The organism is Microbacterium sp. LEMMJ01 (genome assembly GCF_002114135.1).
GTDB lineage: Bacteria > Actinomycetota > Actinomycetes > Actinomycetales > Microbacteriaceae > Microbacterium.
This window is the reverse complement of record NZ_NCTV01000030.1, coordinates 286,754-312,935: the sequence shown is the minus strand read 5'-3', so window position 1 is coordinate 312,935 and position 26,182 is coordinate 286,754. Positions and strand designations below refer to the sequence as shown.

The window sequence follows — 26,182 nt, the reverse complement described above, 5'->3', positions numbered from 1 at the left end:
TCCCCCGCATCCCCCGACGACGAAGGAGTTGCAGATGGCTGAGATCACCCGCGACGTGCTGATCGTGGGCGCCGGAGCCGCAGGGCTCACGGCGGCCAACGACCTGCGGAAGGCCGGACTGTCGGTCGCCGTGCTGGAGGCCCGCGACCGCGTGGGCGGCCGGCTGTGGACCGACGTGATCGACGGCGCCATGCTGGAGATCGGCGGCCAGTGGGTCTCGCCCGACCAGGACGCCCTCAAGGACACGATCGAGGAGCTGGGGCTCGAGACCTACAGCCGCTACCGCGAGGGCGACAGCGTCTACGTCGGCCCGGACGGCAAGGCGCATCGCTTCACGGGCGAGATGTTCCCGGTGTCGGCGGAGACCGAGGCCGTGATCGCCCGCATCACCGGCATCCTCGACGCCCTCGTCGCCGAGATCGACCCGGACCGCCCGTGGGAGCACCCGAACGCGGCCGAGTGGGACTCCATCTCCTGGGACGCCTGGCTGCGCTCGCAGACCGATGACGACGAGGCCGTGCGCAACCTCGCCTTCGCGACCGGCTCGGCGATGCTGACCAAGCCGACCCACGCGTTCTCGCTGCTGCAGTCGCTGCTCATGGCCGCCTCGGCCGGCTCCTACTCGAACCTCGTCGACGCGGACTTCATCCTCGACAAGCGCGTCGTCGGCGGTCTGCAGCAGGTGCCGCTGCGCCTCGCCGAGCGGCTGGGCGATGACGTGCTGCTGAATCAGCCCGTCCGCAGCCTGGAGTGGTCGGATGACGGGGTCGTGGCGACCACCGACGACCTCACGGTCCGGGCGCGGTACGCGATCCTCGCGCACGCTCCCATCCTCTACAACCGCATCTCCTTCGTCCCGCCGCTGCCGCGTCGTCAGCACCAGCTGCACCAGCACCTGTCGATGGGCTTCGTCATCAAGGTGCACGCCGTCTACGACCGCCCGTTCTGGCGCGAGCAGGGCCTGAGCGGTACGGCGTTCAGCCCGTACGAGCTCTCGCACGAGGCGTACGACAACACCAACCACGGCGACGAGCGCGGCACCCTGGTCGGCTTCGTCTCCGACGCGAACGCCGACGGCGTGTTCGAGCTGCCGGCCGAGGAGCGCAAGGAGCGCATCCTCGAGTCGCTCTCGCACTACTACGGTCCCGAGGCCAAGAACCCCGTCGTCTACTACGAGAGCGACTGGGGCAGCGAGGAGTGGACCCGCGGCGCGTACGCCGCGAGCTTCGACCTCGGCGGACTGCACCGCTACGGCGCCGACCTGCGCACGCCGGTCGGACCGATCCACTTCGCCTGCAGCGACATGGCCGGAGCGGGGTACCAGCACGTCGACGGGGCGATCCGCATGGGCCACCTCGTCGCGGCGAACATCGTCGACGCCCGTCGCGAGACCGGCGCTCCCGAGAGCATCGGCTGATGACCGGCTCGGTCGTCGTCGGCTACACGGCGACGGATGCGGGGGCCGACGCGGCGGCGCTGGGCGCACGACTGGCGCGCAGCATCGGCGCGACCCTGCACCTCGTGATCGTGCTGCCGACCGAGGGAACCCGGAGCGCCGCCGTGCCGCCGGAGCGCGCCTACGAGGACGTCATCCGGAAGCAGGCCCGGAGCTGGCTGCAGGACGCGGTCGTGCGCCTGCCGCAGGAGCTCGTGCGCAGCGGGCACGTGCGCTTCTCGGAGTCGTTCGCCGAGGGCCTCATCGCCGCCGGTGAGGAGTTCGACGCCAGCGTCATCGTGATCGGCACGGCCGGTGGAGGCCTCTTCGGCCGTCACCGCCTGGGCAGCGTGGCATCGGAGCTGCTGCACTCCTCGCCGATCCCGGTGGCTCTCGCGCCGTCCGGTCTCGCGCAGCAGGACGACCACGTGCTCCCGCGCGTCACCGTCGCCGTCGGCACCCGTCCCGGCGCGGAGGGCGTGCTCGACCAGGCCGTGGCCCTCGCCGGCGCCGCCGAGGTGAGCCTGCGCCTGGTGTCCCTCGTGCCGTTCGACGTGCCGCCGGGGCTCGACACCGGCGCCATCCGCCTCGCCGGCAGCGAGCACGCGCACCAGGTGCTGGCCGTGGCCGCCGAGCGGCTGCCGGACGGTCTCGGCGCCGTCGTCGAGGAGGCCCCCGGCGAGACGGTGGAGGACGCCGTCGCCGGGCTCTCCTGGCTCCCCGGTGAGGTCGTGCTCGTCGGCTCCAGCCGGCTGGCGCAGCCGCGCCGCCTCTTCCTGGGCTCCACGGCGGCGAAGATGCTGCACGAGCTGCCCGTCCCCATGATCGTCGTCCCGCGTACCCGCGATGAAGCAGGAGACCGCTGATGAGCAGCACCAACCGGGCGACGGAGCCCGCATCCGGCGTCACGACCGGAATCTCGACGAAGGGCCTGAGCGCCGGCACCGTCGGCCTGATCGGCGCCGTCGTGATCGGCATCTCGTGCATCGCCCCCGCCTACACCTTCACGGCCGCCGTCGGCCCCACCGCATCCGAGGTCGGCGCGCAGATCCCGGCGATCATCCTCGTCGGCTTCATCCCGATGCTCCTCGTGGCCTTCGGCTACCGCGAGCTCAACAACCGCATGCCCGACTCCGGTACGTCCTTCACCTGGGCCGCCAGGGCGTTCGGGCCGTGGGTGGGCTGGATGGCCGGCTGGGGCCTCGTGGTCGCCACGATCCTCGTGCTCTCCAACCTCGCCGGCGTCGCGGTCGACTTCCTGTTCCTGCTGCTGTCGCAGATCACGGGCAATCCGGAGATCGCCGATCTCGCCGGCGTGACCTGGATCAACATCGGTGTCTGCCTGCTCTTCATGCTCGGCGCGACGTGGGTGTCGTACCGCGACATGCAGACCACGCAGAAGCTGCAGTACTGGCTGGTCGGATTCCAGATCCTCGTGCTCGTGTTCTTCGCGGTCGCCGCGATCGTGCAGGCCGTGGGCGGCAACGGCTTCGACTACCAGCCGTTCGACCTCAACTGGTTCAACCCGTTCGCGATCTCGTCGTTCAGTGCCGTCGCCGCCGGTCTGTCGCTGTCGATCTTCATCTTCTGGGGCTGGGACGTCACCCTCACCATGAACGAGGAGACGAAGGACCCGGAGAAGACCCCGGGTCGCGCGGCCACCGTCACCGTGCTCACGATCGTCTCGCTCTACCTGCTCCTCGCCGTCGCCATGATCATGTTTGCGGGTGTCGGCACCGGAGAGCTCGGCCTCGGCAACGGCGACATCCAGGAGAACGTGTTCTTCCACCTCTCCGGACCGATCCTCGGGCCGCTCGCGTTCCTCGTCTCGCTCGCGGTGCTCACGAGCTCGGCGTCGTCGCTGCAGTCGACGTTCGTCGGTCCGGCCCGCACCCTGCTCGCGATGGGCCACTACGGTGCGCTGCCGAAGTCGTTCGCGAAGGTGAGCCCGCGGTTCTTCACCCCGGGCTACGCCACGATCGTGTCGGCCATCGTGGCCTCCGCGTTCTACGCCGTGATGCGCGTGGTCAGCGAGGACACGCTGTGGGACACGATCCTCACGCTCGGCATGATGATCTGCTTCTACTACGGGATCACCGCGTTCGCCTGCGTCTGGTACTTCCGCAAGCAGTGGTTCGACTCGGCGCGGAACGTCTTCTTCACCTTCCTGTTCCCGCTGGTGGGCGGCATCATCCTGGCGATCCTGTTCTTCACCACGCTGATCGACTCCATGGACCCTGCTTACGGCTCCGGGTCGGAGATCGGCGGCATCGGGATCGTCTTCATCCTCGGCATCCTCATCATCGTCGTCGGCATCGCGGTGATGATCTGGAACGCCATCCGCCGCCCCGCCTTCTTCCGCGGTGAGACGCTGGGTATGGACGCTCCGCCCAGCCGCCGCCTTCGTCCCACGTCCGTCTGAAAGAGAGAGAATCCATGAGCACTCAGAACGAGCAGGCGCTGCTCGACAGCATCCCCACCGGCCTCTTCATCGGCGGGGAGTGGATCGAGGGGGAGACCGGCGCGACCTTCGACGTCAAGGACCCCTCGACCAACCAGGTGATCCGCACGATCGCCGACGCCACCCCCGCGGACGGCATCCGGGCGCTCGACGCGGCCGTCGCCGCGCAGGACGAGTGGGCCGCCACGGCGCCGCGCGTGCGCGGCGAGATCCTGCGCCGGGCGTTCGACCTCGTGCAGGAGCGCAAGGAGGACCTCGCGCTGCTGATGACGCTCGAGATGGGCAAGCCCCTCGCCGAGGCCCGCGGCGAGGTCGCGTACGGCGGCGAGTTCCTCCGCTGGTTCAGCGAGGAGGCCGTGCGCATCAGCGGCCGCTACGGTCTCAACCCCGAGGGCACCGGTCACATGATCGTGTCGCAGCGCCCCGTCGGCCCGTCGTTCTTCGTGACGCCGTGGAACTTCCCGTTCGCGATGGCCACGCGCAAGATCGCCCCGGCCCTCGCCGCCGGCTGCACCGTCGTGATCAAGCCCCCGGCACTCACGCCGCTGACGACCATCTTCTTCACGACGCTGCTCGAGGAGGCCGGTCTGCCGAAGGGCGTCGTCAACGTCGTGCAGACCTCGAAGTCGAGCGCCCTGTCCGCGCCGATCATCGCCGACCCGCGCCTGCGCAAGCTGTCCTTCACCGGGTCGACCGAGGTCGGCCGCAAGCTCATCGCCCAGGCGGCGGAGGGCGTGCTGCGGGTCTCGATGGAGCTCGGCGGCAACGCGCCGTTCGTCGTGTTCGACGACGCGGACCTCGACAAGGCCGTGGACGGCGCTCTCGCCGCGAAGTTCCGCAACATCGGTCAGGCCTGCACGGCGGCGAACCGCTTCATCGTGCACAAGGACGTCGCGGGGGAGTTCGCCAAGCGCGTCACCGAGCGCGTCAACGGCATGAAGATCGGCCGCGGCACGGAGGAGGGCGTGGCGATCGGCCCGCTCATCGACGAGGACGCGGTGGCCAAGGCCGGCGAGCTCGTGGACGACGCCGTCGAGCGCGGCGCGACCCTGCTCGCGGGCGGCAAGGCGCTCGAGGGCACCGGCACGTTCTACGAGCCCACGGTCCTCACCGACGTCGTCCCCGGATCCGCGATCCTCCGCGAGGAGATCTTCGGCCCGGTGCTCGCGATCGCGACCTTCGAGACCGAGGACGAGGCCGTGCGCCTCGCCAACGACACCGAGTACGGCCTGGTCTCCTACGTCTTCACCGAGAACCTGCAGCGCGGTCAGCGGATGATCGACGCGCTGGAGACCGGCATGATGGGTCTGAACGTGGGTGTCGTCTCCAACGCGGCGGCTCCTTTCGGTGGCGTCAAGCAGTCCGGCGTCGGTCGCGAGGGCGGCTTCGAAGGCATCCACGAGTACCTGTCCACCAAGTACACGCTGATCCCGGTCTCCTGACCGGCACGGCAAGAGGAGGAGACACATGACCGACTATGCCGTCGTCAACCCCGCCACCGGCGAGACCCTGGCGTCGTACGACACGTTCACCGACGCCCAGATCGAGGAGGCCGTCGCGGCCGCCGACGAGGCGCACCGCGAGTGGTCGCGCTCCACGACGGTCGCCGACCGTGCCGCGCTGCTGCGTCGCGCGGCCGAGCTCCACCGTGAGCGCCGCGAGGAGCTGGCCGACATCTTCGTGCGCGAGATGGGCAAGCCGCGGGAGGCGGCACTCGGCGAGGTCGACTTCGCGGCCGACATCGCGGAGTACTACGCGGACCAGGCCGAGGACATCATGGCCGACCAGCCCATCAAGATCCTCGGTGAGGGCTCGGCGATCATCCGCCGCTCCTCGCTGGGGCCGCTCGTGGGCATCATGCCGTGGAACTTCCCGGCGTACCAGATCGTGCGCTTCGCCGCGCCGAACCTGATCGTCGGCAACACGATCCTCCTCAAGCCCGCGCCGCAGTGCCCGGAGTCGTCGAGCGCGATCGAGGCGATCTACCACGACGCGGGCTTCCCGAAGGGCGCGTACCAGAACGTGCTCGCCACGAACGACCAGATCGCGGCGATGATCGCGGACTGGCGGGTGCAGGGCGTGTCGCTGACCGGGTCCGAGCGCGCCGGCGCCGCGGTCGCCGAGGTCGCGGGGCGCAACCTCAAGAAGGTCGCGCTGGAGCTCGGCGGGTCCGACCCGTTCATCGTGCTCTCCACCGACGACCTCGACGCCACTGTGCAGGCGGGTGTGGACGCGCGCCTCGACAACAACGGCCAGGCCTGCAACGGCGCCAAGCGCTTCATCATCGTCGACGAGCTCTACGACGCGTTCGTGGAGAAGTTCACGGCGGCGATGGCGGCCGTCGAGGCGACCGATCCCACGCTCGACGACACGGTCCTCGGTCCGGTCTCGTCGGAGGCGGCGGCGGAGAACCTGCAGAAGCAGATCGACACCGCCGTGGCCCAGGGCGCGACCCTCCTCACGGGCGGCACGCGCGACGGGGCGTTCTTCGCACCGACCGTGCTCGCCGACGTGACCCCGGAGATGGACGTCTACCGCGAGGAGCTGTTCGGCCCCGCAGCGGTCGTGTACCGCGTCGCGGACGAGGACGCGGCGGTCGCGCTGGCCAACGACACCACGTTCGGTCTCGGCTCCTACGTCTTCACGACGGACGAGGCGCAGGCGGAGCGGGTGGCCGACCGGATCGAGGCCGGCATGGTCTACGTGAACCTCGTGCTCGCCGACAGCCCCGAGCTCCCGTTCGGCGGCATCAAGCGCAGCGGCACGGCCCGCGAGCTCGGCCACCTGGCCGCCGACGAGTTCGTCAACAAGAAGCTGATCCGCATCGGCTGACCGTCGACCCACCCCCTTGCGGCCGAGCGGCCCCCTTGCGTGCGCACGCAAGGGGGCCGCTCGCACGAGAGGGGCCGGGTCGACGGGGTGCGCGTCGAAGACGGACGAGGCACAATGGCGGCATGAGCGCGCACACGGATCCGGTCCAGTCCCTCACCGCGGAGCAGAGCTGGGAGCACCTGCGCAGCCAGGAGCTCGGGCGGCTCGTCACGAGGGTCGGCGAGACCATCGACATCTTCCCCGTGAACTACGCCGTCGACGGTGAAGGACTCCTGTTCCGCACGGCCCCCGGGAGCAAGCTGTTCGAGCTGACGGTCAACGCCGACGTGCTCTTCGAGGTCGACGACCACACGGACACCGCCGCCTGGAGCGTCATCGTGCGCGGGCGTGCGGAGGCGCTGGAGACCGACGCCGACATCGAGCGGGCGGAGGCGGCGGGTCTGCGTCCGTGGATCCCGACCGACAAGCGCGTGTACGTGCGCATCGCCCCGACGTCGGTGTCCGGCCGCGCGTTCCAGCGCGATCCCGAGCCCGACCGGGACGGTCCGCAGGAGTACTGAGCCCGGCCCGGGGAGGCCTCGGCGGGCGTAGGGTCGGGGTATGGCCAACGTCGCTGAGAACATCGTCAAGACTCTGAACGCCAACGGAGTCGACCGGGTCTACGGCATCCCGGGCGACTCCCTGAACGGTCTCACGGACGCCCTCCGCAAGGACGGCCGGATCCGCTGGGTGCACGTGCGCCACGAGGAGTCCGCCGCCTTCGCCGCCGCGGCCGACGCCGGCACCACCGGAGACCTCGCCGTCGTGGCGGGCTCGTGCGGCCCCGGCAACCTGCACCTCATCAACGGCCTGTACGACGCGCAGCGCTCTCGCGTGCCGGTGCTCGCCATCGCCGCGCACATCCCGACCGTCGAGATCGGTACCGGGTACTTCCAGGAGACGCACCCGCAGGAGCTGTTCCGCGAGTGCAGCGTGTACGTCGAATACGTCGCTGACCCGTCGCAGATGCCGCGGCTGATGGAGATCGCGATGCGCGCGGCCATCGAGCAGCGCGGCGTCGCCGTCCTCGTGATCCCCGGCGACGTGGCGCTGTCCGAGATCGCGGACGACCGCGCCGTGGTGATCGAGCGCACCCGCCCGCTGATCCAGCCCAGCGGCCCGGAGCTGGAGAAGGCAGCGACCATGCTGAACGCGGCCAAGAAGGTCACCATCCTCGCCGGGGCCGGCGTCGAGGGGGCGCACGACGAGGTGATCGCGCTCGCCGACGCGCTCGGTGCCCCCATCGTCCACGCGCTGCGCGGCAAGGAGTTCATCGAGTACGACAACCCCTTCGACGTCGGCATGACGGGACTGCTCGGCTTCGCGTCCGGCTACCGCGCCATGGAGGCGGCCGACACGCTCCTCGTCCTCGGCAGCGACTTCCCGTACGAGCAGTTCTACCCGGATCACGCGACCACCATCCAGGTCGACATCCGCGGGTCCCAGCTCGGCAAGCGCCACCCGCTCGACCTCGGTCTCGTCGGTGACGTGAAGGCCACCGCCGAAGCCCTGCTGCCCCGCATCGCGCGGAAGGACGACCGCGGCCACCTCGACGACGCCGTGGCCCACTACCGGAAGACACGGAAGAAGCTCGACGAGCTCGCGGTGCCGGCCAAGGGCACGCGCCCCATCCACCCGCAGTACCTCGCCCGGCTGCTCGACGAGTACGCCGCCGACGATGCGATCTTCACCGCCGACGTGGGGTCGCCGACCGTCTGGGCCGCGCGGTACCTGTCCATGACCGAGGGGCGCCGGCTGATCGGATCGTTCACGCACGGCTCGATGGCGAACGCCCTGATGCAGGGCATCGGCGCGCAGGTCGCGCATCCGGATCGTCAGGTCGTGGCGCTCGCCGGCGACGGCGGCCTCGCGATGATGCTCGGCGAGCTGCTCACGCTCACCCAGAACGGTCTCCCGGTCAAGACGATCGTGGTGAACAACTCGTCGCTGAACTTCGTGGAGCTGGAGATGAAGGCCGCCGGCTTCGTCACCTACGGCACCGGGCTGGACAACCCCAGCTTCGCCGCGATCGCCGAGGCCATGGGGATCTTCGCCCGTCGGGTGGAGCGCAGCGAGGATCTGCCGGAGGCGGTCCGCGAGGTCCTCGCGCACGACGGTCCCGCGCTGCTCGACGTCGTGACCGAGCGGCAGGAGCTGTCCATGCCGCCCGCGATCGAGGCCGCGCAGGTCAAGGGCTTCGCGCTCTACGCGATCCGCACGGTCATGTCGGGTCGCGGCGACGAGCTGCTCGACCTCGCACGGGCGAACTGGCGTCAGCTCTTCTGACGCGGCCCTCCGCCGCATCCGCATCGGCGCGGGATCCCCTCGGATCCCGCGCCGATGTCGCGTCAGCTCTCGACGAGGGCCCTGACCTCTGCGGCCTCGGCGTGCCGCCCCAGCACCTCAAGCACGTCGCCGAGCTCCAGCGCCGCCACCTGACGCAGCGGCGGGAAGCCCTCGGCATGCTCCAGGGCGCTCCGGTACACCGGCACGGCATCGGCCGGGCGGTCGTTCCCCGCGAGCACCCGGCCCGCGAACAGTTCCGAGCTGCCGGCGGCGCCCTGATCGCCCAGCGCGGCGAAGCCGTCCGCCGCGGTGAGGGCGGCGGCGACGGCCTCATCGATCCGGCCCAGCTGGGCCAGCGCGCGGCCGCGGGAGTCGGTCACGTCGGCGAGCAGCCAGCCGGCTTCGTGCTCCTGGGCGAGTGCCGCGACCTCGTCGAAGAGGGGGAAGGCGCGCTCGTCACCCCGGCCGGCATAGGCTTGGCCGAGGCTGTGCAGCACCTCGGACAGCGCGCCGACGGCCTCGGGGGCACGCCGCACGATGTCCGCAGCGCCCTCCAGCAGCCGCACCGCGTCGTCGTGCTCCTCGAAGCGGGCGAGGATCTTCGCCTGCTCCGTCATGGCCATGGCCTGGTCGGCGTGGGCCTCCGCCTGTCCGAACAGCTCGGCCGCGTAGCCGTGCGCGCCGACCGCCTGTCCGTACTCTCCGGACTCGGCGAGCGACCTCGCCAGGAGGGAGGCGGTCATGGCGCGCGAACCCGCAGGGGTCTCGGCGTTCTCCTCGCGCTGGAGCACGTCGCCGAAGAGCTCGGCTGCCTCCTCGGCGTCTCCCGCGCGGAGCATCGCCCTGGCCAGCCGGAAGTCGACGCCGGTGCGATCGCTGTCGTCCTGCAGCCGAGCGGCCAGACGGTAGCGGGCGACGGCCTTCTCGGGCTCCTCGGCGTCCTCCCAGAGCGCGCCCGCGAGCACATGGGCCTCGGCGAGAGCGCGCGTGGCGCCGAGTTCGGCGAGCAGCCGGCACACCTCGTCGGCGTCGACGGCCCCGTCCTGGTACGCACCCGTGCCGCCGCGCACGCGGGCCCGGGTCTGCAGCGCGTGGGCCCGGTGTCCGGCGGACAGGTCCTCCTGGGAGAGGAAGCGGTCGAGGAGCGTGCGACCGGCGTCGAGGTCGCCCTTGCTCAGCACGGCGCCGATCGCGACGAGGGTCGTGGTGTTGGACAGCCGGGTGTCCTCGGCCTCCGCGAACGAGCGCGCGGCGAGCTCCGCGAGGTCCAGCGCCGCGTCCGGCTCCTCCGCCCGGAGGTGCAGCGACGCGCGGCTGATCGCCAGGTCGCCGCGCGACCACGCGGGAAGACGGTCGGCCTCGGCCAGCTCCTCTTCGAGCGCCGCCATGGTCTCGTCGGTGTGCAGGCCGAAGGTCGCCAGTCCGAGCCGCTCCTCGAGGTCGGCCTGCGCGTCGTTCCCGGCGGCCCGAAGCGCGGCGATCCGCTCGGGGAGGAGGCGCTCGGCCTCGTCCACGCGATCGAGTGCGACGAGGATGCCGAGGTGCATCGACAGGAGCTGCGCGCGCTTGGCGGCGTCGTCGATCTCCAGGGCGTGCGGGAGGGCGGCGAGGGTCTCCTGCTCGGCGCCGAACTGCGCGAGCTGCATCGCCCGCTCGAACCAGCCGTCCGGGTCGGTCGGGGTCGTCGCCGGCGCGGGGGCGACGAACGCGTCGGAGCGGATCGGGACGTCGTAGCTCTCGTCGGCGAGAGCGCGCATCCGAGCGAGGCTGCGGGCGTGGCCGTCGGTGCCGTCCCGCTCGTCGAACTGTGCGCCGATGCGCTCGGCCGTCGACCAGGCGGTCGCGGCGAGCTCGGCGGCGCTCCACGGGCCGTCGTGCGTGCCCAGCAGCGGCACGAGCGCCGGGGCGTCGGCGCCGCGGACCGGGGTGTCGCCGTGTCCGGCAGCGGTGACGCGGTCGAGAGCGACCGCGAAGGCGGTGAGGGCGGCGAAGTGCGCGTCGACGTTGAGGCCGTCGTGGGCCAGCCACGCGATGTGCTTCTCGATCAGGGCCAGCGCCCGCGCCTCGTTGCCGGTGATCGCCGCGAACACGATGTTGTTGGCCACGATGCGCAGGTTGTCCGGGTTGTCCTTCGCCAGGCGGTAGCTGCGCAGGTGCGCGGTCTTCGCGTCCTCCGTGCGACCGGCGCGCAGATACGGGAGCAGCACGCGGGACAGAGCGTGCTCCGGCTCCTCGCCGCACGAGAAGCCGCCCTCGAGCATCTCCTCGACGAGGCGGATGGCGTCGGCGTCGCGGTCGGTCTCCGCGAAGAAGCCCGCGAACTGGCTGCGGCTGCAGGCGTCGCAGTGGCTGTGCTCGTCCCGCGGCGTGGCCTCGAGCTGCACGCGCAGGGCCTCGGCGGCGTCGAACCGACCGGCGTCCCAGGCGTCCTCGAAGCGGGCGGTCAGCACGCCGCTGAGGCCGAGACCTGCCGCACGGTAGTGCGCCTCCATGTCGTCGAGCACCGCGGCGATCTGCTCCTGCGAGAAGGCGGGGGAGGAGCGCAGGGATGACGCCATCCACTTGAACTGCCACATGAGGTCGGCCCCGCCGTTGTCGAGGTCGGCGGGGAACCGCTGCGGGTCGGCGTCGTGATGCGCGAGGCACCAGGCGAACGAGTTGAGCATGACGTCGGTGGCCCCGACCATGTTCGCCGAGGCGGTCTGGCGCATGCGGGCCTCGTACTCCAGTCGTTCGTCGCCGATCTCGATGGCCAGCGCGACGGCCTCCGCCACGAGGGCCTGCTCCGCCGGACCCCACGGGGTGCGGTCGATCTCCTCGATGAGCTGCTGGAAGCGCTTCTTCGGACGTGCCATGGAAGGCCCTTTCGGGTAGTCGGGGTGTCAGCGCGCGTCGAAGGGGAGCGTGTCCCCCTCGATGCCGGCGGAGAGCGAGACGAGGTCGGACAGGGCGCTGGTCATGAGGGCCCGGTCGGCGTCCGAGAGCGGGTGATGTCCCGCGAGGAGCGCCTGGATGTAGAGCAGTTGGACCGTGCGCGCGAACACGGCGTCGTCCTCGACGCGGACGAGGGCGCGGACGACGCGGTTCGACCAGTTCAGGCACAGCCGCGCCGTGAGGTCGTCGTCCCGTGCGGAGGAGATCGTCTGATCGATCCGGTCGAGCACCCCGCCCCAGAGCGTGCTCGCGATGCCCTTGGTGCGCCCGCGGTCGATCGTGCGCAGCACCTCGGGATCCGCGACGTAGAGCCCGGTCAGCTCGGGGCGATCGATCGCCCTGACCACGACCGCACAGTCGGAGGCGGCGAGCACGGCGCCGGCGCGGGACTCCAACGCCATCGCGATGTCCCGGTCGTCCAGCGGCGGCGGGTCGAGGCGATCGAGCTCCCCGGTCACGTCGACCTTCTCCACCGTGACCTGCGGGTAGAGGTCGGGGAGCAGGCGGATCAGGTCCGCGTCATAGAGGTAGCCGCCGTTGACGAGCACCTCGTCCGAGGGTGAGATACCAGCCACCTGGCGGAACTCGTCGACCGTCTGGGCGTAGCGCACGTGAGGGTAACGTTCCACGAGCTCGCCGATCCGCAGCGTGCCGTGCGTGGTCTCCACGGTGAGCCAGCGCGTGATGAAACGCGCGAGCTCCTCGTCGTGGCGCACCAGCGACTTGAGTCCGACCTCGTGCACGGCCACGAACTGGGCGAGGCGATGCGGTTCGCGCAGCCCGAGTTCGAGCACCCAGCGGCGGATCCCGGCGCCGAGCTGCTCCCGGACGTGCTCCAGGGCCGTGTCCTCGACGAGGGATTCGCGGCTCGCGGTCGGCGCGAGGCCGGTGGAGTCGACGACGGCGCGCACGAAGAAGGCCCAGTCGGGCAGGACGTCGTCGACGCGCTCGGACAGCAGCATGCGCCCCAGGTACATACGGGTCGCCTGGCGGGCGCCGGGCGGGGGTGCGAAGGGCAGCACGTACGCCAGGCCCTGCGTCCCGGTCGCCGGCTCGCTCAGCGGGATCACGTCCAGCGGGGCGGCCCCGAGCAGGTCGCGACCGTACTGCACAGCCGCCTCGATGTCGGCGGCGGGGTCGAGGAAGGGCGGCTCGCGCGTCACATCGATGTCCCCTCCGGGCGCGTCGATGGTCACCCGCACCGGCAGGAACTCCCCGAAGGTGGTCGCGAGCTCGTGCACGGCCGCCGGCCGCAGCAGCTCGTCGGCGTCGAAGCGCGGTACGAGGTGCACGCTGGTGCCGATGGGGAGGTCGTCGTCGATCTCCGTCACGCGGAAGGTGCCGTCCGCGCTGCCCGTCCACTCCACCGCGGAGCCGCCTCTGGCGCTGCGGGAGCGGATGACGATGGTGTCGGCGACCATGAAACAGCTCAGCAGCCCGATGCCGAACTGGCCGAGGAAGTCGCTCCGGGGGAGGTCGAAGATGTCCCGCTTGGAGCTGCGCCCGACGGTCGCGAGCAGATCGGCGACCTCGGCGGCGGTCAGGCCCACGCCGTCGTCGCGGAGCACGAACTCGCCCGACTGCGCGGTCAGCGGCGTGATCCGGATGCGGCTGCCGCCGCCGTCGACCTCACGGCGCGCGGCGATCGCGTCCCTCGCGTTCTGGAGCAGTTCCCGCAGATAGACCCGGGGACTGGAGTAGATGTGCCGGCTGAGCAGATCGACGACTCCGCGCAGGTCCACCTGGAACTGCTGCACATCCCCACTCACATGCGTCCCTTCCTGCTTCGTCCGCCCGCCGAGCCTAGCAACAACGCCGGTTCCGCTTCCTGTTCGGCACCACCGGATCGATGCCGTATGCTTGGTGAGCAGTTGTTCTCTGCATTCTTTCGCCGTGCCTGGCGTCTACGACATCGGCCGGTGACAGGGTGGGGAGGGCATCCCCGAGACCTCCGGGTCTCTAGGGCGGTAGCTCAATTGGCAGAGCAGCGGTCTCCAAAACCGCAGGTTGCAGGTTCGATTCCTGTCCGCCCTGCGCGTCAGCGCACGCTGACACACGAAAGGTACATTCAGGATGGATCAGGACGAACCGCGCGGCGACGTCGTCGCGGCCGGCGCCACGCGCCAGAAGAAGGGCAACCCCTTCTCCCGGTTCTTCGGGGGCATCGCCCTGTTCATCCGCCAGGTCATCGCCGAACTGCGCAAGGTCGTCACCCCGACCCGCAAGGAGCTTTTCAAGTTCACGGGTGTGGTGCTCGTCTTCGTCCTGATCGTCATGGGCATCGTCTACGGTCTCGACTACGTCTTCGGGCTCCTGACGCACTACGTGTTCGGAATCCCTGGCTGATGACCCCCGCGGCGACCGCCGCAGCTATGGAGAAGAAGCAACGTGTCTGAACGATATTCCGACGACGCCGACTGGGCGACCGCCGCAGAGCAGTCCAGCGAGGAGGACGAGGCCCAGGAGGGCAACGTGCTCGCCGCGGAGGAGCTCTCGGTCACCTCTGCCGAGCACGTCGCGGTCCACGTCGAGGACGAGGACGGCGAGCAGGAGACGGAAGACATCGACATCGACATCGACGACCCGGAGGCGGACGCCATCGTGAACGACGCTCTGAACCTGGACGAGGCCGCGGAGTCCGAAGCCGCCGCCGAGGTCCTCAACGATTCCGTGGCCGAAGAGGTCGCGGAGCAGGAGGCCGAGGCGGCCGACGAGGTCACCCCGTACGAGGGGCCCGACGTGAACGGCGAAGACGACCGTCCCGCCGCCGAGTCCGACGAGGACGAGTCGGCGTCCGAGGAAGACCCGTACGAGGCCTTCCGCATGGACCTGCGCATGCTCCCCGGCAAGTGGTACGTCATCCACTCGTACGCCGGCTTCGAGCGCAAGGTCAAGGCGAACATCGAGCAGCGCAAGTCGACGCTCGAGGTCGAGGACGAGATCTACCAGGTCGAGGTCCCGATGGAGGACGTCGTCGAGATCAAGAACGGCCAGCGCAAGATGGTCACCCGCGTGCGCATCCCCGGCTACGTGCTGGTGCGCATGGAGCTGACGGAAGACACCTGGTCGGTCGTGCGGCACACCCCCGGCGTCACCGGCTTCGTGGGCAACGCCCACAACCCGACGCCGCTGCGCTTCGAAGAGGCCTTCAACATGCTGAAGTCCCTCGTCGAGGTCAAGGACGTGCCGACCGCCAAGAACATCGCGGCCAAGGGCGGCGTCGCCGTCGCCCGTCCGCTTCCCGCCGAGGTCGACTTCGAGGTCGGCGAGACCATCACGATCAAGGAGGGCTCGTTCGCGGGTCTTCCCGGTTCGATCAGCGAGATCAAGCCGGAGAGCGGCAAGCTCACGGTCCTCGTCTCGCTCTTCGAGCGCGAGACCCCGGTCGAGCTGTCGTTCGACCAGGTCACCAAGATGATCTGACAGTGCACGAGAACGGCCGCCCTCTTCGGGGGCGGCCGTTTTCTTTCCCCCGACCCACCCCCTTTCGTGTCTCCCGGCCCGTTGCGGACGCACGCAGAGGGCCGGCTCGCACACAAGGGGCCGGCTCGCGAGTGGGGGAGTGATCGGGTAGACTTACGTGGTTTGTGTGCCGCTGAGCTTATCGAAGGGCGCGCAGACGACCACGGGCCGGAGAGGCCGGAGCCGTGGGAGAAGCGGATGCTCGCATCCGCCTCGAGGAAAGGAAAGAGAATGGCACCGAAGAAGAAGGTGACCGGCCTGATCAAGCTTCAGATCAACGCCGGTGCCGCCAACCCGGCGCCGCCGATCGGCCCCGCGCTCGGTCAGCATGGCGTCAACATCATGGAGTTCTGCAAGGCGTACAACGCCGCGACCGAGTCGCAGCGCGGCAACGTCATCCCCGTCGAGATCACCGTCTACGAGGACCGCAGCTTCACCTTCGTCCTGAAGACCCCGCCCGCGGCGGAGCTCATCAAGAAGGCCGCCGGCGTGCAGAAGGCTTCGGCCACCCCGCACACCGTCAAGGTCGGCAAGATCACCAAGGACCAGGTCCGTCAGATCGCCGAGCAGAAGCAGGCCGACCTGAACGCGAACGACATCGAGGCCGCCTCGAAGATCATCGCCGGCACCGCCCGTTCCATGGGCATCACGGTCGAGGGCTGAGGAGAATAATCATGGCTACCAAGTCCAAGGCTTACAAGGCTGCCGCCGAGAAGATCGAGGCAGACCGTTTCTACACGCCGTCCGAGGCCGTCGCGCTCGCGAAGGAGACCGGTTCGGCGAAGTTCGACTCGACCGTCGAGGTCGCGCTGAAGCTCGCTGTCGACCCCCGCAAGGCGGACCAGATGGTGCGCGGCACCGTCATCCTGCCCCACGGCACCGGTAAGACCGCCCGCGTCATCGTGTTCGCCACCGGCCCCGCGGCCGAGGCGGCGATCGCGGCCGGCGCCGATGAGGTCGGCGGCGCCGAGCTCATCCAGAAGGTCGCCGACGGCTGGACCAACTTCGACTCCGCGGTCTCGACCCCGGAGCTCATGGGCCAGGTCGGCCGTCTCGGCAAGGTGCTCGGTCCCCGTGGCCTGATGCCGAACCCGAAGACCGGCACCGTGACTCCGAACCCGGCCAAGGCCGTCGAGGAGATCAAGGGCGGAAAGATCGAGTTCCGCGTCGACAAGCACGCCAACGTGCACTTCGTCATCGGCAAGGCCTCCTTCTCGGCCGAGCAGCTGAACGAGAACATCGACGCCGCGCTCGAGGAGATCGTCCGCCTCAAGCCGTCCAGCGCCAAGGGTCGTTACATCCAGAAGGGTGCGGTGTCGACCACGTTCGGCCCCGGCATCCCGCTGGACGTCAACGCCATCTGACGCGTCGACGGGTCTCGCACCTGTCGCACCGAACGCCCCCGGGTCCGCCCGGGGGCGTTCTGCGTTCCCGGGGCGGTTCGGCGCGCGACATCCGGCGTCATCCGATGCGCGGACGTCGGAGGCGCCGCGTACTGTGGGGGAGTTCCCGCGGTCGTCGCGTAAACTCGCTCCCGCGCTTTCTCACCCCAGGAGGGTCCATGTCCCGTCGTCTCATCGCCGTCACCGCACTCGTCGTCGCCGCCGCCGCGCTGACCGCCTGCAGCGGGTCCAGCACGCCCGCGAGCACGGACGGCGAGGGCGCCGCGGGCTCCGACTTCGGCCTGGTGAAGGACGGCACGCTGACGGTCGCGACCGAGGGCACCTACCGCCCGTTCAGCTTCCACGACGACGGCGGTTCCGGTGACCTCACCGGCTACGACGTCGAGATCATTCAGGCCGTCGCCGACGAGCTCGGCCTGAAGGTCGAGTTCCAGGAGACGCAGTGGGATGCGATCTTCGCGGGTCTCGACGCCGGCCGCTTCGACGTAATCGCGAACCAGGTGTCGATCAACGAGGAGCGCGAGGCGAAGTACCTCTTCAGCACCCCGTACACGGTGTCGCCCGGCGTGATCGTGGTGAAGGAGGACGACGACTCCATCTCGTCCTTCGACGACCTCGAGGGCAAGACGACGGCGCAGTCCCTCACGAGCAACTGGTACGAGCTGGCCACCGAGTCCGGCGCCAAGGTCGAGGGCGTCGAGGGGTGGGCGCAGGCCGTGGAGCTCCTCCGCCAGGGCCGGGTGGATGCGACCGTCAACGACAAGCTGACGTTCCTCGACTACGAGACGACCAACAGCCCGACGGGCCTGAAGATCGCGGCGGAGACCGATGACGCCGGTGAGCAGGCCTTCGTGTTCACGAAGGACAAGGAGGCGCTCGTCGATGCGGTCGACGAAGCGCTCGACACGCTCCGTGCCGACGACACCTTGGCCGAGATCAGCGAGAAGTACTTCGGCGAAGACGTCTCGCAGTAGGCGATGCAGAATCCCTGGGAGCTCTTCTTCTCCTCGCTCGGGCCGATCGCCTGGGCGGGGCTGACGGCGACGATCCCGCTCGCCCTGGTGTCGTTCGCGCTGGGGCTCGTGATCGCGATCGGCATGGCGCTGATGCGGATCTCGGTGCATCCGGTGGTGTCCGGCATCGCGCGGTTCTACATCTCGGTGATCCGCGGCACGCCGATGCTCGTGCAGCTCTTCGTGATCTTCTACGGCCTGCCGTCCGTCGGGGTGACCCTCGATCCGTGGCCGAGCGCCATCATCGCGCTCTCGCTCAACGTCGGCGGCTACGGCGCCGAGGTCGTACGGGCGGCGATCCTCTCGGTGCCGAAGGGGCAGTGGGAGGCCGCCTATACGGTGGGGATGAACCGCACCCGCACGCTGACCCGTATCATCCTCCCGCAGGCTGCCCGGGTGTCGGTGCCGCCGCTGTCCAACACGTTCATCTCGCTCGTGAAGGACACCTCCCTCACCTCGCTGATCCTCGTGACGGAGCTGTTCAAGGTGGCGCAGCAGATCGCCTCCGCCACGCTCGAGTTCATGGTGCTGTACCTGGCTGCGGCGCTGGTCTACTGGGTGATCTGCCTGGTGCTCTCCTTCGGGCAGAGCGCCCTGGAGAGGAGGCTCGACAGTCGTGTCGCGCACTGACCCCACGGCCGAACCGCTGCTCACCGCACGGGGCCTGCACAAGAGTTTCGGCACCACCGAGGTGCTGCGCGGCTTCGACCTCACCCTGCACCGCGGCGAGGTCGTGGTGCTCATCGGGCCCAGCGGCTCGGGGAAGACGACCGTCCTGCGCGCCCTGAACGGCCTGGAGACCCCGGACGCCGGCACCATCGCGATGGCCGGGGGCCCGGAGATCGACTTCGCACCGGAGATCCGCCCGAAGCCCCGCGTCGCGAAGCAGCAGCGGCTCGCGTTGCGTGACCGGTCGGCGATGGTGTTCCAGCATCACAACCTCTTCCCGCACCTGACCGTGCTGGAGAACGTGATCGAAGGGCCGTGGCGGGTGCAGGGCCGTCCGAAGGCCGAGGTCGTCGCCGAGGCGCAGGCGCTGCTCGCCCGGGTCGGTCTCGCCGACAAGGCGGACGCGCGGCCGCATCAGCTCTCCGGCGGGCAGCAGCAGCGGGTGGGCATCGTGCGGGCACTGGCCCTGCAGCCGGACCTGCTGCTGTTCGACGAGCCGACGAGCGCGCTCGACCCGGAGCTCGTGGGAGAGGTGCTGCTCGTCATCAAGGAGCTCGCCGACGAGGGATGGACGATGGCCGTCGTCACCCACGAGCTGAGCTTCGCCCGCGAGGCCGCAGACCATGTGCTCTTCCTGGACGACGGCGTCGTCGTCGAGCAGGGGCCGCCCGCCGAGCTGTTCAGCGCTCCGCAGCACGAGCGCACGCAGCGGTTCCTCACCCGCATCCTCCGGCCCCTCGACGGCGCGTGAGTCCTCGACCCCGCGGGCGATCGGTGGCAGGATGCGGTGCGTGGGCACCATCGACGACTACCTGACCGATCTCGACGCCGCAGACCGTGCGGTGATCGATGGCGTGTACGCGATCGCCACGGAGGAGGTGCCGGAGGCGGAACAGGGCAAGGGCTACGGGATGCCGGCCCTCGTGTACGACGGCAAGCCGCTGCTCTCGGTGATGCGTGCGAAGAAGCACATCGGCGTCTACCCGTTCAGCCCCGAGGCGGTCGCTGCCGTAGCGGGTTTCCTCGACGGTCACCCCGGGGTCAGCCTCGACAAGGGGACGATCCGGTTCCAGCCGGAGCACCCCCTGCCGGTCGAGGCGGTCCGCGCGCTCATCCGGGCGCGGGTGTCGCAGATCGACGCCGGGTGAACGCCTAGCCGCCCAGCACCGGGAGCACGAGGCTCACCGCCAGCGTGATCATCACGACCGCGATCACCGCGTCGAGGAGGCGCCAGGAGCGCGGGGTGCGCAGCCACCGTCCGAGGTAGCGGGCGCCGAAGCCGAGGGCGGTGAACCAGAGGATGCTCGCCGCGACCGCCCCTGCCGCGAACAGCCACCGCTCCTCCCCGTGCGTCGCCGCGATCGACCCGAGCATCAGCACCGTGTCGAGGTACACGTGCGGGTTCAGCCACGTCAACGCCAGCGTCGTGAGGATCACCGGGGCGAGGCGGGTGCGGGTGAGCGTGCCGGTGCCCCCGGACGCCTCAAGGACCGGGGCGTCGCCCCCGTCGACCACCAGCTCCTCGCCGCCACGCCAGGCCCGCCGCGCCGCGAGCAGGCCGTACCCGAGCAGGAACAGCGCCCCTGCCCAGCGAGCAACGACGACGAGCCAGGGGGCGGCGGACAGCACGAACCCGAGCCCGGCGACGCCGGCGATGATCAGCACGGCGTCGGAGAGGGCGCACACGATCACGACGGCGAGGACGTGCTCGCGCCGGATGCCCTGACGCAGCACGAAGACGTTCTGCGCGCCGATCGCGACGATGAGGGAGAGACCGAGGCCGAGACCGGCGAGGACGGTGAGCATGTGTCGAGCCTAGGAGGGCTGAGCATGAGGTGCAGCGAAGATTCCTTCCGCACCATTAGCATCGCTGATGTGAGGATCGACCCGGAACTCGCCGCCACGCTGGCCGCCGTCGCCGACGAGGGCACCCTCGATGCCGCGTCGCGTTGGCTGCAGGTCACCCCATCCGCGGTCAGTCAGCGTCTCAAGGCGCTGGAGCAGCAACTCGGGCGGATCCTCCTCGTGCGTAGCAAGCCGGTCCGCCTCACCGAGGCGGGGGAGTCCGTCGTGCGGCTCGCGCGGCAGATCGCCCTCCTCGAAGAGGATGCTCTCGCGGGAGTCGGGATCGAGGGGAGCGCTGAGGGGCGGCGGATCAGCGTGCCGCTCGCCGTCAACGCGGATTCGATGGCGACCTGGTTCCTGGCACCGATGGCCCGGCTCTCGGCTGTGCACGACATCGATCTGGATCTTCATCGTGACGATCAGAACTTCACCGCGCGCCTGCTCGAATCGGGGACCGTCATGGCGGCGGTCACGAGCGAGGCCACGGCGGTCGCGGGGTGCACGGTCACGCCCCTCGGCGTGCTCGAGTACCGCGCCATGGCCGAAGCCGCCTACGCCCGTCGATGGTTCCCGGACGGCGTGACCCCCGGTGCTCTGGCGCACGCGCCGTTCGTCGACTTCGACCGCCGGGACACCCTCCAGCACGAGTGGCTGGCCGCGCGGGGAGTGCCGGCGGCCGGGGTTCCCCGGCACTACGTCCCGGCGTCGCACGACTATGCGCTGGCCGTCGGCCTCGGGCTGGGGTGGGGGATGGTGCCGCGGCTGCAGGAGGTGCCGGGACTCGTGGCGCTGGGCGGTCCGATCCTGCGCGTGGCGCTGTACTGGCAGCAGTGGAACCTGCGCTCCGCGCTCCTCGACACGATCGCGTCCGAGGTCGCGGGGGAGGCGCGTCGGGTGCTCGCTCGCGAACCCTGACGCGGCCGGGACGGCATCGCCGCCGCGCGGTCAGTCGGCGAGGGCGAGGGCGCGGAAGGCGTCGCGCTCGCGGAGCTGCTCCCGACGGCTGTCCGCCGGGGATGCGGAGCGGGCCGGGACCGTGCGTCCGGTCGTGCGGCGGTACAGCTCGTCGATGAGGTCGGTGGCGAGCCCCACGAGCTTGGCGATCTCGCGGTCGTCGCGGTCGATCCATACGCAGCGGGGCTCGTCGTGGACGGGGGAGAAGTCGACGTGCTCCTCCCAGACGAACAGGGTGCGCTCGGCGCCCAGCACGTGCTGCTGCCACCACACCTGGCGCAGGTAGGTGCGGGGGATCCCCCGGAAGGCCTTGTTGGTGGTCTTGATCTCCGCGAGGCTGACACGGCCGTCCGCGTCCACCGAGATGCCATCGGGGGTCGCCAGGTGGCGGTGCTCGACCTCGGCGCGGAACAGCGCGGAGGAGGGGAAGATGCCGTGCGTCGCGGCGACCCAGGCGGCGATCTCCGGCTCGCGGCGCCGGCCGTGGTCGGTGTAGGCGTTGCCGCCGAACCGCGGCCCGCCGCCGAGCTTGGCGTCGGCAGCACGGGCGATCGAGCGCTCGCTGGTGAGCCCGGCGACGTCGGTGGCCGTGATGCCGCGCGATCGTGCCCTCATCCATGCCACGCGGTCGCGCGAGTCCGCGACGATGCGAGCTTGGAGTTCCGGGGTCACCAGAAGACTCTAACTCTCCCCCACCCCCGTTCCCGTCGTACACGCCGCCCCCTCCCGCCGACCCACCCCCTTGCGTGCGTCCCGGCCCCCTGCGCACGCGCGTAGGGGGGTGGATTGTGCCTTCCGCCTCTTCGCCCGGTGAACCCTTGACCCACCCCCTTCCGTGCCCTCCGGCCCCGTGCGTGCAGGCGTAAGGGGCCGGGGTGCGCGCAAAGGGGTGGGTCGACGGGAAGAGGAGGGGGGATTTGGGGGAGAGGTGGGGGTGGGGTACAGTGGTCATAACCGAAGACCGCTGGTCATCGTGTGCGCGCGAGTGCACAGGATCGAAGCTCTGCATCGCAGGGGCCCGCGCAGGTGTCACGAACTTCCGAGCTCCGTGCGCTTGCGCCGGAGCTCTTCTCTTTTGCAGGGGGGTCGGAGGCTGGCGCCCCACCACCGTGCGGCGCCTCGTACACACCAAGGAGTGACCATGGCGCAGAAGGATGCATCGGTCAACGAGCTCACGAAGTCATTCGAGAACTCGAACGCCGTCCTGCTGACCGAGTACCGCGGTCTGACGGTTGCCCAGCTCAAGCAGCTGCGCAACAGCATCCGTCAGGACGCTGAGTACGCCGTGGTGAAGAACACGCTGACCAAGATCGCCGCCAACAAGGCAGGCATCTCCGCGCTGGACGACGACCTCAAGGGGCCGTCGGCTGTCGCGTTCGTGCACGGTGACTTCGTCGCCACCGCCAAGGCTCTGCGTGACTTCGCCAAGGCCAACCCGCTTCTCGTGATCAAGTCGGGCATTTTCGAGGGCAAGGCCCTCACCGCCGACGAGGTCAACACGTACGCCTCGCTCGAGAGCCGCGAGGTTCTGCTGGCGAAGGCCGCGGGCATGATGAAGGCGACGATGGGCAAGGCTGCGGCCACCATCGACGCGCTTCGCGAAAAGCTGGAGACCGCCGAGGCCGCGTAAGCGACCGGCGATCTCGTCTACAAACCCCATCTATCTAGGAGATACATCATGGCGAAGCTTTCCACCGAGGAGCTGCTCGAGCAGTTCGCCGGCCTGACCCTCATCGAGCTCAACGAGTTCGTGAAGGCGTTCGAGGAGAAGTTCGAGGTCACCGCTGCTGCTCCCGTCGCCGTCGCCGGTGCCGCTGGCGGCGCAGGCGAGGCCGCGGCCGAGGAGGAGAAGGACTCCTTCGACGTCATCCTCGAGGCTGCTGGCGACAAGAAGATCCAGGTCATCAAGGCTGTCCGCGAGCTCACCTCGCTCGGCCTCGGCGAGGCCAAGGCCGTCGTCGACGGTGCTCCGAAGGCCGTCCTCGAGGGCGCCAACAAGGAGACGGCCGAGAAGGCCAAGGCTGCTCTGGAAGAGGCCGGCGCGACCGTCACCCTCAAGTAATTCCAGCGCACCAGCGCTTCTGCGAAGGCCCCGGGTTCCGCCCGGGGCCTTCGTGCGTCTGCGGGGTCAGCGCGGCGCCGCGGTCGAGCTGCGGACGACGAGCGCCGAAGCGGCCTCGACGTGCTCGACCGGAGCGTCGGGCTCGCTGATCCGTCGCATGAGCAGGCGCACGGCCTCCCGGCCCTGGTCCCGCGGCGACTGCCCGATGGTCGTGAGGGCGAACATCTCCGCATGCTCGTGGTCGTCGATGCCGACGACGCTGAGTTCGGTCGGCACCGCGATGCCCAGGCGGCGGGCGGCGATCACGGCGCCGATGGCCGCCTCGTCGCACACGCCGACGATGGCGGTCGGTCGGTGGCGGCGGTCGCCGAGGAGTCCCGCCGCCGCGGCATAGCCGCCGGGCATCGTGGGGGCCGCCCCGGCGATGCGCGCCCGCGGAGTCAGCCCCGCCGCGTGCAGCGCCTCCCGGTAGCCGGCCAGGCGTCGGGCGTCGCCGTAGCTGAGGTCGGTGTCGTCGGTGGCGCCGCCCACGAAGGCGATGTCGGTGTGGCCGAGCTCGATCAGGTGCTCGGTGGCGATCCGGGCGGCGGCCGCGTCGTCGATCGACACGGCGCTCGATCCGGCGCTGTAGGGCCCCACGCTGACGAGCGGGCGCCCGGTGCGGTGCAGGCGCTCCAGCTCGCGGGCGCTGGGCTGGATGCCGACGGCGATGATGCCGTCGAATCTCCGACCGGGCAGCACGCTCTCGAACAGCCGCTCCCTGGTCTCCGAGCGCTCAGGGACGCCGTACAGCGACAGGTCGTGGTCGCGCACGAGCAGCGCCTCCTGCACGCCCGCCAGCAGCTCCGAGAAGAACCACCGGTCGACCGGTGGCATCACCAGGCCGATGGTGCCGGTGCGCCCGGTCTCCAGGCTGGTGGCGGAGGAGTGCGCGACGTACGCGAGGTCGTGCGCCGCCTCCTCCACGCGCTGTCTCGTCTCCTCCGAGACGTAGCCGCGGCCGCTCAGGGCGCGGCTCGCGGTCGCCTTGGACACACCGGCGCGCGTCGCGACGTCGGCGATCGTGCTCATCGTGTCCTCCTCGACCCGGTTCCACGACGGCGAGCCATCGGGCGCTCGCCGGGAGCCATCGTAGCCGTTCCACACGCGGGGAGGAAGCGGTTCCAGACCCGTGGAACTGGGAGCGCTCCCACCACACGGAGGGCACCGACCTCAAACGGTTGTGATCTTGTAACCTTCCCCAGTTGTACGGCGCGAAGGAACCCGAGTAGGTTGGCCTGGAATCGGTTCCCCAATGGATGTGGCGATTGCTCTCCTTGGGCGGACTGAAGATCCACCTGAAGAGGAGAAGTACATGGCTTTGTCACAGCGATACCGCCTGCTCGCCCCCATCGCACTCGTCGGCGTCGCGTCTCTCGCGCTCGCCGGGTGCGCCGAGGGCGGAAGCGGCGAAGGCGGAAGCGGGGAGACCAAGGACACGGTCCGGATCTCCGGCGGCATCACGGGCGTCGAGGCCGATGACCTGAACGCCTCCTTCGAGCAGTTCACGAAGGACACCGGGATCAAGGTCGAGTACACCGGCGACAAGGGCTTCGAGGGCAACATCGTCACCAAGGTGACCGGTGGCGACGCTCCCGACATCGCGATCGTCCCGCAGCCCGGTCTGCTCAAGACCCTCGTCGACACCGGCAAGGTCATGCCGGCCCCGGAGGCCGTGGAGACCGCCGTCGACGAGAACTGGTCCGAGGACTGGAAGAAGTACGGCACGTTCGACGACACCTTCTACGCGGCGCCGATGCTCGCGAACCTCAAGGGCTACGTCTGGTACTCGCCGAAGCAGTTCGCCGAGTGGGGCGTCGAGGTTCCGGAGACCTGGGACGACATGATCGCCCTGACCGACACCATCGTCGAGAAGACCGGCGGTCCCGCCTGGTGCGCCGGCTTCGCCTCCGAGGCGGCGTCGGGCTGGCCGGGCACGGACTGGATCGAGGACCTCGTCCTGCGCCAGTCGGGCCCCGACGTGTACGACGACTGGGTGGCCGGCGACGTGAAGTTCACCGACCCCGAGATCAAGCAGGCCTTCGACGCCGTCGGTGAGATCCTGCTCAACCCGGAGTACGTCAACGCGGGCTACGGCGACGTCAAGAGCATCAACTCGACCGCCTTCGGCGACGTCGCCAACGCGGTGGCCAAGGGCGACTGCGCGCTGACCCACCAGGCGTCGTTCCTGTCGGCGAACTTCCTCGACACGGAGACCGCGGACGGCAACGTCCCCGAGGTCGCGCCGGACGGCGACGTCTACGCGTTCATCATGCCGGGCGAGACCGCCGGTGAGCTCCAGGTCGAGGGTGGCGGCGAGTTCGTCGCGGCCTTCTCCGACGACGAGGCCACCCAGCAGGTGCTCGAGTTCATGGCATCGCCGGAGTTCGCCGACGCCCGTGTCGAGCTCGGTGGCGTCATCTCCGCCAACAAGAACGCCGACCCGAGCCTCGCCTCGAGCGAGTTCCTCCAGGAGGCGATGACCATCATGCAGGACGACGCGACGACCTTCCGGTTCGACGCTTCCGACCTGATGCCGTCGACCGTCGGCTCGGGCTCGTTCTGGAAGGGGATGGTCGACTGGATCGACCGCAAGGACACCGACACGGTGCTCTCCGACATCCAGGCCGGCTACGAGAACTGATCGCCTCGACGCGATCTTCTCAGGCTGAGCGGGGCCGGGCTGCACAAGCCCGGCCCCGCTCCACCCATCCATACTGCGCGGGAACCCAGCACGATCCAGAAGGG

The 26,182-nt window shown here is 70.0% G+C and carries 24 protein-coding genes and 1 tRNA gene; 20 read left to right on the top strand and 5 right to left on the bottom strand.

Annotated elements, in window-relative coordinates; translation table 11 throughout:
• Positions 1 to 34: 34 nt before the first annotated feature.
• The 7 genes from B7W94_RS10330 (at position 35) to poxB (ending at position 9,053) form a co-directional block, all read left to right on the top strand.
• A complete protein-coding gene (locus tag B7W94_RS10330) occupies positions 35 to 1,417 on the top strand; it encodes a flavin monoamine oxidase family protein (RefSeq protein ID WP_085606319.1) in 1,383 nt (460 codons plus the stop codon).
• Positions 1,417 to 2,301 (top strand): universal stress protein, encoded by an 885-nt coding sequence (locus B7W94_RS10325; protein WP_085606317.1) that lies wholly within the window; start codon positions 1,417 to 1,419, stop codon positions 2,299 to 2,301. The genes B7W94_RS10330 and B7W94_RS10325 overlap by 1 nt, the downstream gene beginning before the upstream one ends.
• Positions 2,301 to 3,857, top strand: a complete 1,557-nt coding sequence (locus B7W94_RS10320; RefSeq protein ID WP_085606315.1) for an APC family permease — start codon at positions 2,301 to 2,303, stop codon at positions 3,855 to 3,857. The genes B7W94_RS10325 and B7W94_RS10320 overlap by 1 nt, the downstream gene beginning before the upstream one ends.
• A 14-nt stretch (positions 3,858 to 3,871) precedes the next feature.
• Positions 3,872 to 5,338, top strand: a complete 1,467-nt coding sequence (locus tag B7W94_RS10315) for an NAD-dependent succinate-semialdehyde dehydrogenase (protein ID WP_060923240.1) — start codon at positions 3,872 to 3,874, stop codon at positions 5,336 to 5,338.
• Between the two features lie 25 nt (positions 5,339 to 5,363).
• Positions 5,364 to 6,728: an NAD-dependent succinate-semialdehyde dehydrogenase gene (locus B7W94_RS10310; protein ID WP_062765093.1), complete on the top strand. Its 1,365-nt coding sequence runs from the start codon at positions 5,364 to 5,366 to the stop codon at positions 6,726 to 6,728.
• Between the two features lie 122 nt (positions 6,729 to 6,850).
• Entirely contained in the window at positions 6,851 to 7,288 is a 438-nt protein-coding gene (locus B7W94_RS10305) for a pyridoxamine 5'-phosphate oxidase family protein (RefSeq protein WP_085606313.1), read from the top strand.
• A 40-nt stretch (positions 7,289 to 7,328) separates the two neighbouring features.
• Complete coding sequence (gene poxB, locus B7W94_RS10300) at positions 7,329 to 9,053, top strand: ubiquinone-dependent pyruvate dehydrogenase (RefSeq protein ID WP_085606311.1); 1,725 nt, start codon at positions 7,329 to 7,331, stop codon at positions 9,051 to 9,053.
• 62 nt (positions 9,054 to 9,115) lie between these two features.
• Here poxB and B7W94_RS10295 read toward each other — a convergent pair whose 3' ends face one another.
• Together B7W94_RS10295 and B7W94_RS10290 are read right to left on the bottom strand one after the other, a co-directional pair.
• Positions 9,116 to 11,908 carry a hypothetical protein gene (locus tag B7W94_RS10295; protein WP_085606309.1) on the bottom strand — a complete coding sequence of 931 codons (2,793 nt, stop codon included), beginning with the start codon at positions 11,906 to 11,908 and terminating at the stop codon, positions 9,116 to 9,118.
• 27 nt (positions 11,909 to 11,935) lie between these two features.
• Positions 11,936 to 13,756, bottom strand: a complete 1,821-nt coding sequence (locus B7W94_RS10290) for an HSP90 family protein (protein ID WP_085606307.1) — start codon at positions 13,754 to 13,756, stop codon at positions 11,936 to 11,938.
• Positions 13,757 to 13,948: 192 nt separating this feature from the next.
• Between B7W94_RS10290 and B7W94_RS10285 the strand changes: the two genes are divergently transcribed.
• The 9 genes from B7W94_RS10285 to B7W94_RS10245 all read left to right on the top strand — a co-directional run bounded on the left by B7W94_RS10285 (position 13,949) and on the right by B7W94_RS10245 (position 19,682).
• Positions 13,949 to 14,021 (top strand) — tRNA-Trp (locus B7W94_RS10285).
• A gap of 39 nt (positions 14,022 to 14,060) precedes the next feature.
• Positions 14,061 to 14,333 (top strand): preprotein translocase subunit SecE, encoded by a 273-nt coding sequence (secE, locus tag B7W94_RS10280; protein WP_025102339.1) that lies wholly within the window; start codon positions 14,061 to 14,063, stop codon positions 14,331 to 14,333.
• 42 nt (positions 14,334 to 14,375) lie between these two features.
• Positions 14,376 to 15,410 carry a transcription termination/antitermination protein NusG gene (nusG, locus tag B7W94_RS10275; protein WP_025102338.1) on the top strand — a complete coding sequence of 345 codons (1,035 nt, stop codon included), beginning with the start codon at positions 14,376 to 14,378 and terminating at the stop codon, positions 15,408 to 15,410.
• Between the two features lie 270 nt (positions 15,411 to 15,680).
• A complete protein-coding gene (gene rplK / locus B7W94_RS10270; RefSeq protein ID WP_025102337.1) occupies positions 15,681 to 16,112 on the top strand; it encodes a 50S ribosomal protein L11 in 432 nt (143 codons plus the stop codon).
• 11 nt (positions 16,113 to 16,123) lie between these two features.
• Positions 16,124 to 16,813 carry a 50S ribosomal protein L1 gene (gene rplA, locus B7W94_RS10265; RefSeq protein ID WP_025102336.1) on the top strand — a complete coding sequence of 230 codons (690 nt, stop codon included), beginning with the start codon at positions 16,124 to 16,126 and terminating at the stop codon, positions 16,811 to 16,813.
• A 197-nt stretch (positions 16,814 to 17,010) separates the two neighbouring features.
• Positions 17,011 to 17,826: an amino acid ABC transporter substrate-binding protein gene (locus tag B7W94_RS10260; protein WP_085606305.1), complete on the top strand. Its 816-nt coding sequence runs from the start codon at positions 17,011 to 17,013 to the stop codon at positions 17,824 to 17,826.
• Between the two features lie 3 nt (positions 17,827 to 17,829).
• Positions 17,830 to 18,495, top strand: a complete 666-nt coding sequence (locus B7W94_RS10255; RefSeq protein ID WP_085606303.1) for an amino acid ABC transporter permease — start codon at positions 17,830 to 17,832, stop codon at positions 18,493 to 18,495.
• Positions 18,482 to 19,285, top strand: a complete 804-nt coding sequence (locus B7W94_RS10250) for an amino acid ABC transporter ATP-binding protein (RefSeq protein ID WP_085606301.1) — start codon at positions 18,482 to 18,484, stop codon at positions 19,283 to 19,285. Before B7W94_RS10255 ends, B7W94_RS10250 begins: the two co-directional genes overlap by 14 nt.
• 40 nt (positions 19,286 to 19,325) lie before the next feature.
• The gene (locus tag B7W94_RS10245; protein ID WP_025102332.1) at positions 19,326 to 19,682 is read left to right on the top strand and encodes an iron chaperone; all 357 of its coding nucleotides are present in this window, start codon (positions 19,326 to 19,328) and stop codon (positions 19,680 to 19,682) included.
• A gap of 4 nt (positions 19,683 to 19,686) precedes the next feature.
• Here B7W94_RS10245 and lysE read toward each other — a convergent pair whose 3' ends face one another.
• Positions 19,687 to 20,340: an L-lysine exporter gene (lysE, locus tag B7W94_RS10240; protein ID WP_025102331.1), complete on the bottom strand. Its 654-nt coding sequence runs from the start codon at positions 20,338 to 20,340 to the stop codon at positions 19,687 to 19,689.
• Positions 20,341 to 20,409: 69 nt separating this feature from the next.
• Here lysE and B7W94_RS10235 point away from each other — a divergent pair, with 69 nt between their 5' ends.
• Positions 20,410 to 21,294 (top strand): LysR family transcriptional regulator ArgP, encoded by an 885-nt coding sequence (locus tag B7W94_RS10235; RefSeq protein WP_172400109.1) that lies wholly within the window; start codon positions 20,410 to 20,412, stop codon positions 21,292 to 21,294.
• Positions 21,295 to 21,324: 30 nt separating this feature from the next.
• On the opposite strand, the gene B7W94_RS10230 is transcribed toward B7W94_RS10235, so the two are convergent.
• A complete protein-coding gene (locus B7W94_RS10230; RefSeq protein ID WP_025102329.1) occupies positions 21,325 to 22,005 on the bottom strand; it encodes a YqaJ viral recombinase family protein in 681 nt (226 codons plus the stop codon).
• Positions 22,006 to 22,474: 469 nt separating this feature from the next.
• Here B7W94_RS10230 and rplJ point away from each other — a divergent pair, with 469 nt between their 5' ends.
• Positions 22,475 to 22,963: a 50S ribosomal protein L10 gene (rplJ, locus tag B7W94_RS10225; protein ID WP_025104226.1), complete on the top strand. Its 489-nt coding sequence runs from the start codon at positions 22,475 to 22,477 to the stop codon at positions 22,961 to 22,963.
• Between the two features lie 48 nt (positions 22,964 to 23,011).
• The gene (rplL, locus tag B7W94_RS10220) at positions 23,012 to 23,395 is read left to right on the top strand and encodes a 50S ribosomal protein L7/L12 (protein WP_025104227.1); all 384 of its coding nucleotides are present in this window, start codon (positions 23,012 to 23,014) and stop codon (positions 23,393 to 23,395) included.
• Between the two features lie 66 nt (positions 23,396 to 23,461).
• Here the strand turns inward: rplL and B7W94_RS10215 are convergent, their stop codons facing one another.
• A complete protein-coding gene (locus B7W94_RS10215) occupies positions 23,462 to 24,466 on the bottom strand; it encodes a LacI family DNA-binding transcriptional regulator (protein ID WP_085606500.1) in 1,005 nt (334 codons plus the stop codon).
• A gap of 283 nt (positions 24,467 to 24,749) precedes the next feature.
• Here B7W94_RS10215 and B7W94_RS10210 point away from each other — a divergent pair, with 283 nt between their 5' ends.
• Positions 24,750 to 26,078 (top strand): ABC transporter substrate-binding protein, encoded by a 1,329-nt coding sequence (locus B7W94_RS10210; protein WP_085606297.1) that lies wholly within the window; start codon positions 24,750 to 24,752, stop codon positions 26,076 to 26,078.
• Positions 26,079 to 26,182 lie beyond the last annotated feature (104 nt).

Bases quoted from the DNA above. Each gene is read 5' to 3' on its own strand.
- B7W94_RS10330 (WP_085606319.1), top strand. From the start codon at position 35: ATGGCTGAGATCACCCGCGACGTGCTGATCGTGGGCGCCGGAGCCGCA.
- B7W94_RS10325 (WP_085606317.1), top strand. From the start codon at position 1,417: ATGACCGGCTCGGTCGTCGTCGGCTACACGGCGACGGATGCGGGGGCC.
- B7W94_RS10320 (WP_085606315.1), top strand. From the start codon at position 2,301: ATGAGCAGCACCAACCGGGCGACGGAGCCCGCATCCGGCGTCACGACC.
- B7W94_RS10315 (WP_060923240.1), top strand. From the start codon at position 3,872: ATGAGCACTCAGAACGAGCAGGCGCTGCTCGACAGCATCCCCACCGGC.
- B7W94_RS10310 (WP_062765093.1), top strand. From the start codon at position 5,364: ATGACCGACTATGCCGTCGTCAACCCCGCCACCGGCGAGACCCTGGCG.
- B7W94_RS10305 (WP_085606313.1), top strand. From the start codon at position 6,851: ATGAGCGCGCACACGGATCCGGTCCAGTCCCTCACCGCGGAGCAGAGC.
- poxB (WP_085606311.1), top strand. From the start codon at position 7,329: ATGGCCAACGTCGCTGAGAACATCGTCAAGACTCTGAACGCCAACGGA.
- B7W94_RS10295 (WP_085606309.1), bottom strand. From the start codon at position 11,908: ATGGCACGTCCGAAGAAGCGCTTCCAGCAGCTCATCGAGGAGATCGAC.
- secE (WP_025102339.1), top strand. From the start codon at position 14,061: ATGGATCAGGACGAACCGCGCGGCGACGTCGTCGCGGCCGGCGCCACG.
- rplK (WP_025102337.1), top strand. From the start codon at position 15,681: ATGGCACCGAAGAAGAAGGTGACCGGCCTGATCAAGCTTCAGATCAAC.
- rplA (WP_025102336.1), top strand. From the start codon at position 16,124: ATGGCTACCAAGTCCAAGGCTTACAAGGCTGCCGCCGAGAAGATCGAG.
- B7W94_RS10260 (WP_085606305.1), top strand. From the start codon at position 17,011: ATGTCCCGTCGTCTCATCGCCGTCACCGCACTCGTCGTCGCCGCCGCC.
- B7W94_RS10255 (WP_085606303.1), top strand. From the start codon at position 17,830: ATGCAGAATCCCTGGGAGCTCTTCTTCTCCTCGCTCGGGCCGATCGCC.
- lysE (WP_025102331.1), bottom strand. From the start codon at position 20,340: ATGCTCACCGTCCTCGCCGGTCTCGGCCTCGGTCTCTCCCTCATCGTC.
- rplJ (WP_025104226.1), top strand. From the start codon at position 22,475: ATGGCGCAGAAGGATGCATCGGTCAACGAGCTCACGAAGTCATTCGAG.
- rplL (WP_025104227.1), top strand. From the start codon at position 23,012: ATGGCGAAGCTTTCCACCGAGGAGCTGCTCGAGCAGTTCGCCGGCCTG.
- B7W94_RS10215 (WP_085606500.1), bottom strand. From the start codon at position 24,466: ATGAGCACGATCGCCGACGTCGCGACGCGCGCCGGTGTGTCCAAGGCG.
- B7W94_RS10210 (WP_085606297.1), top strand. From the start codon at position 24,750: ATGGCTTTGTCACAGCGATACCGCCTGCTCGCCCCCATCGCACTCGTC.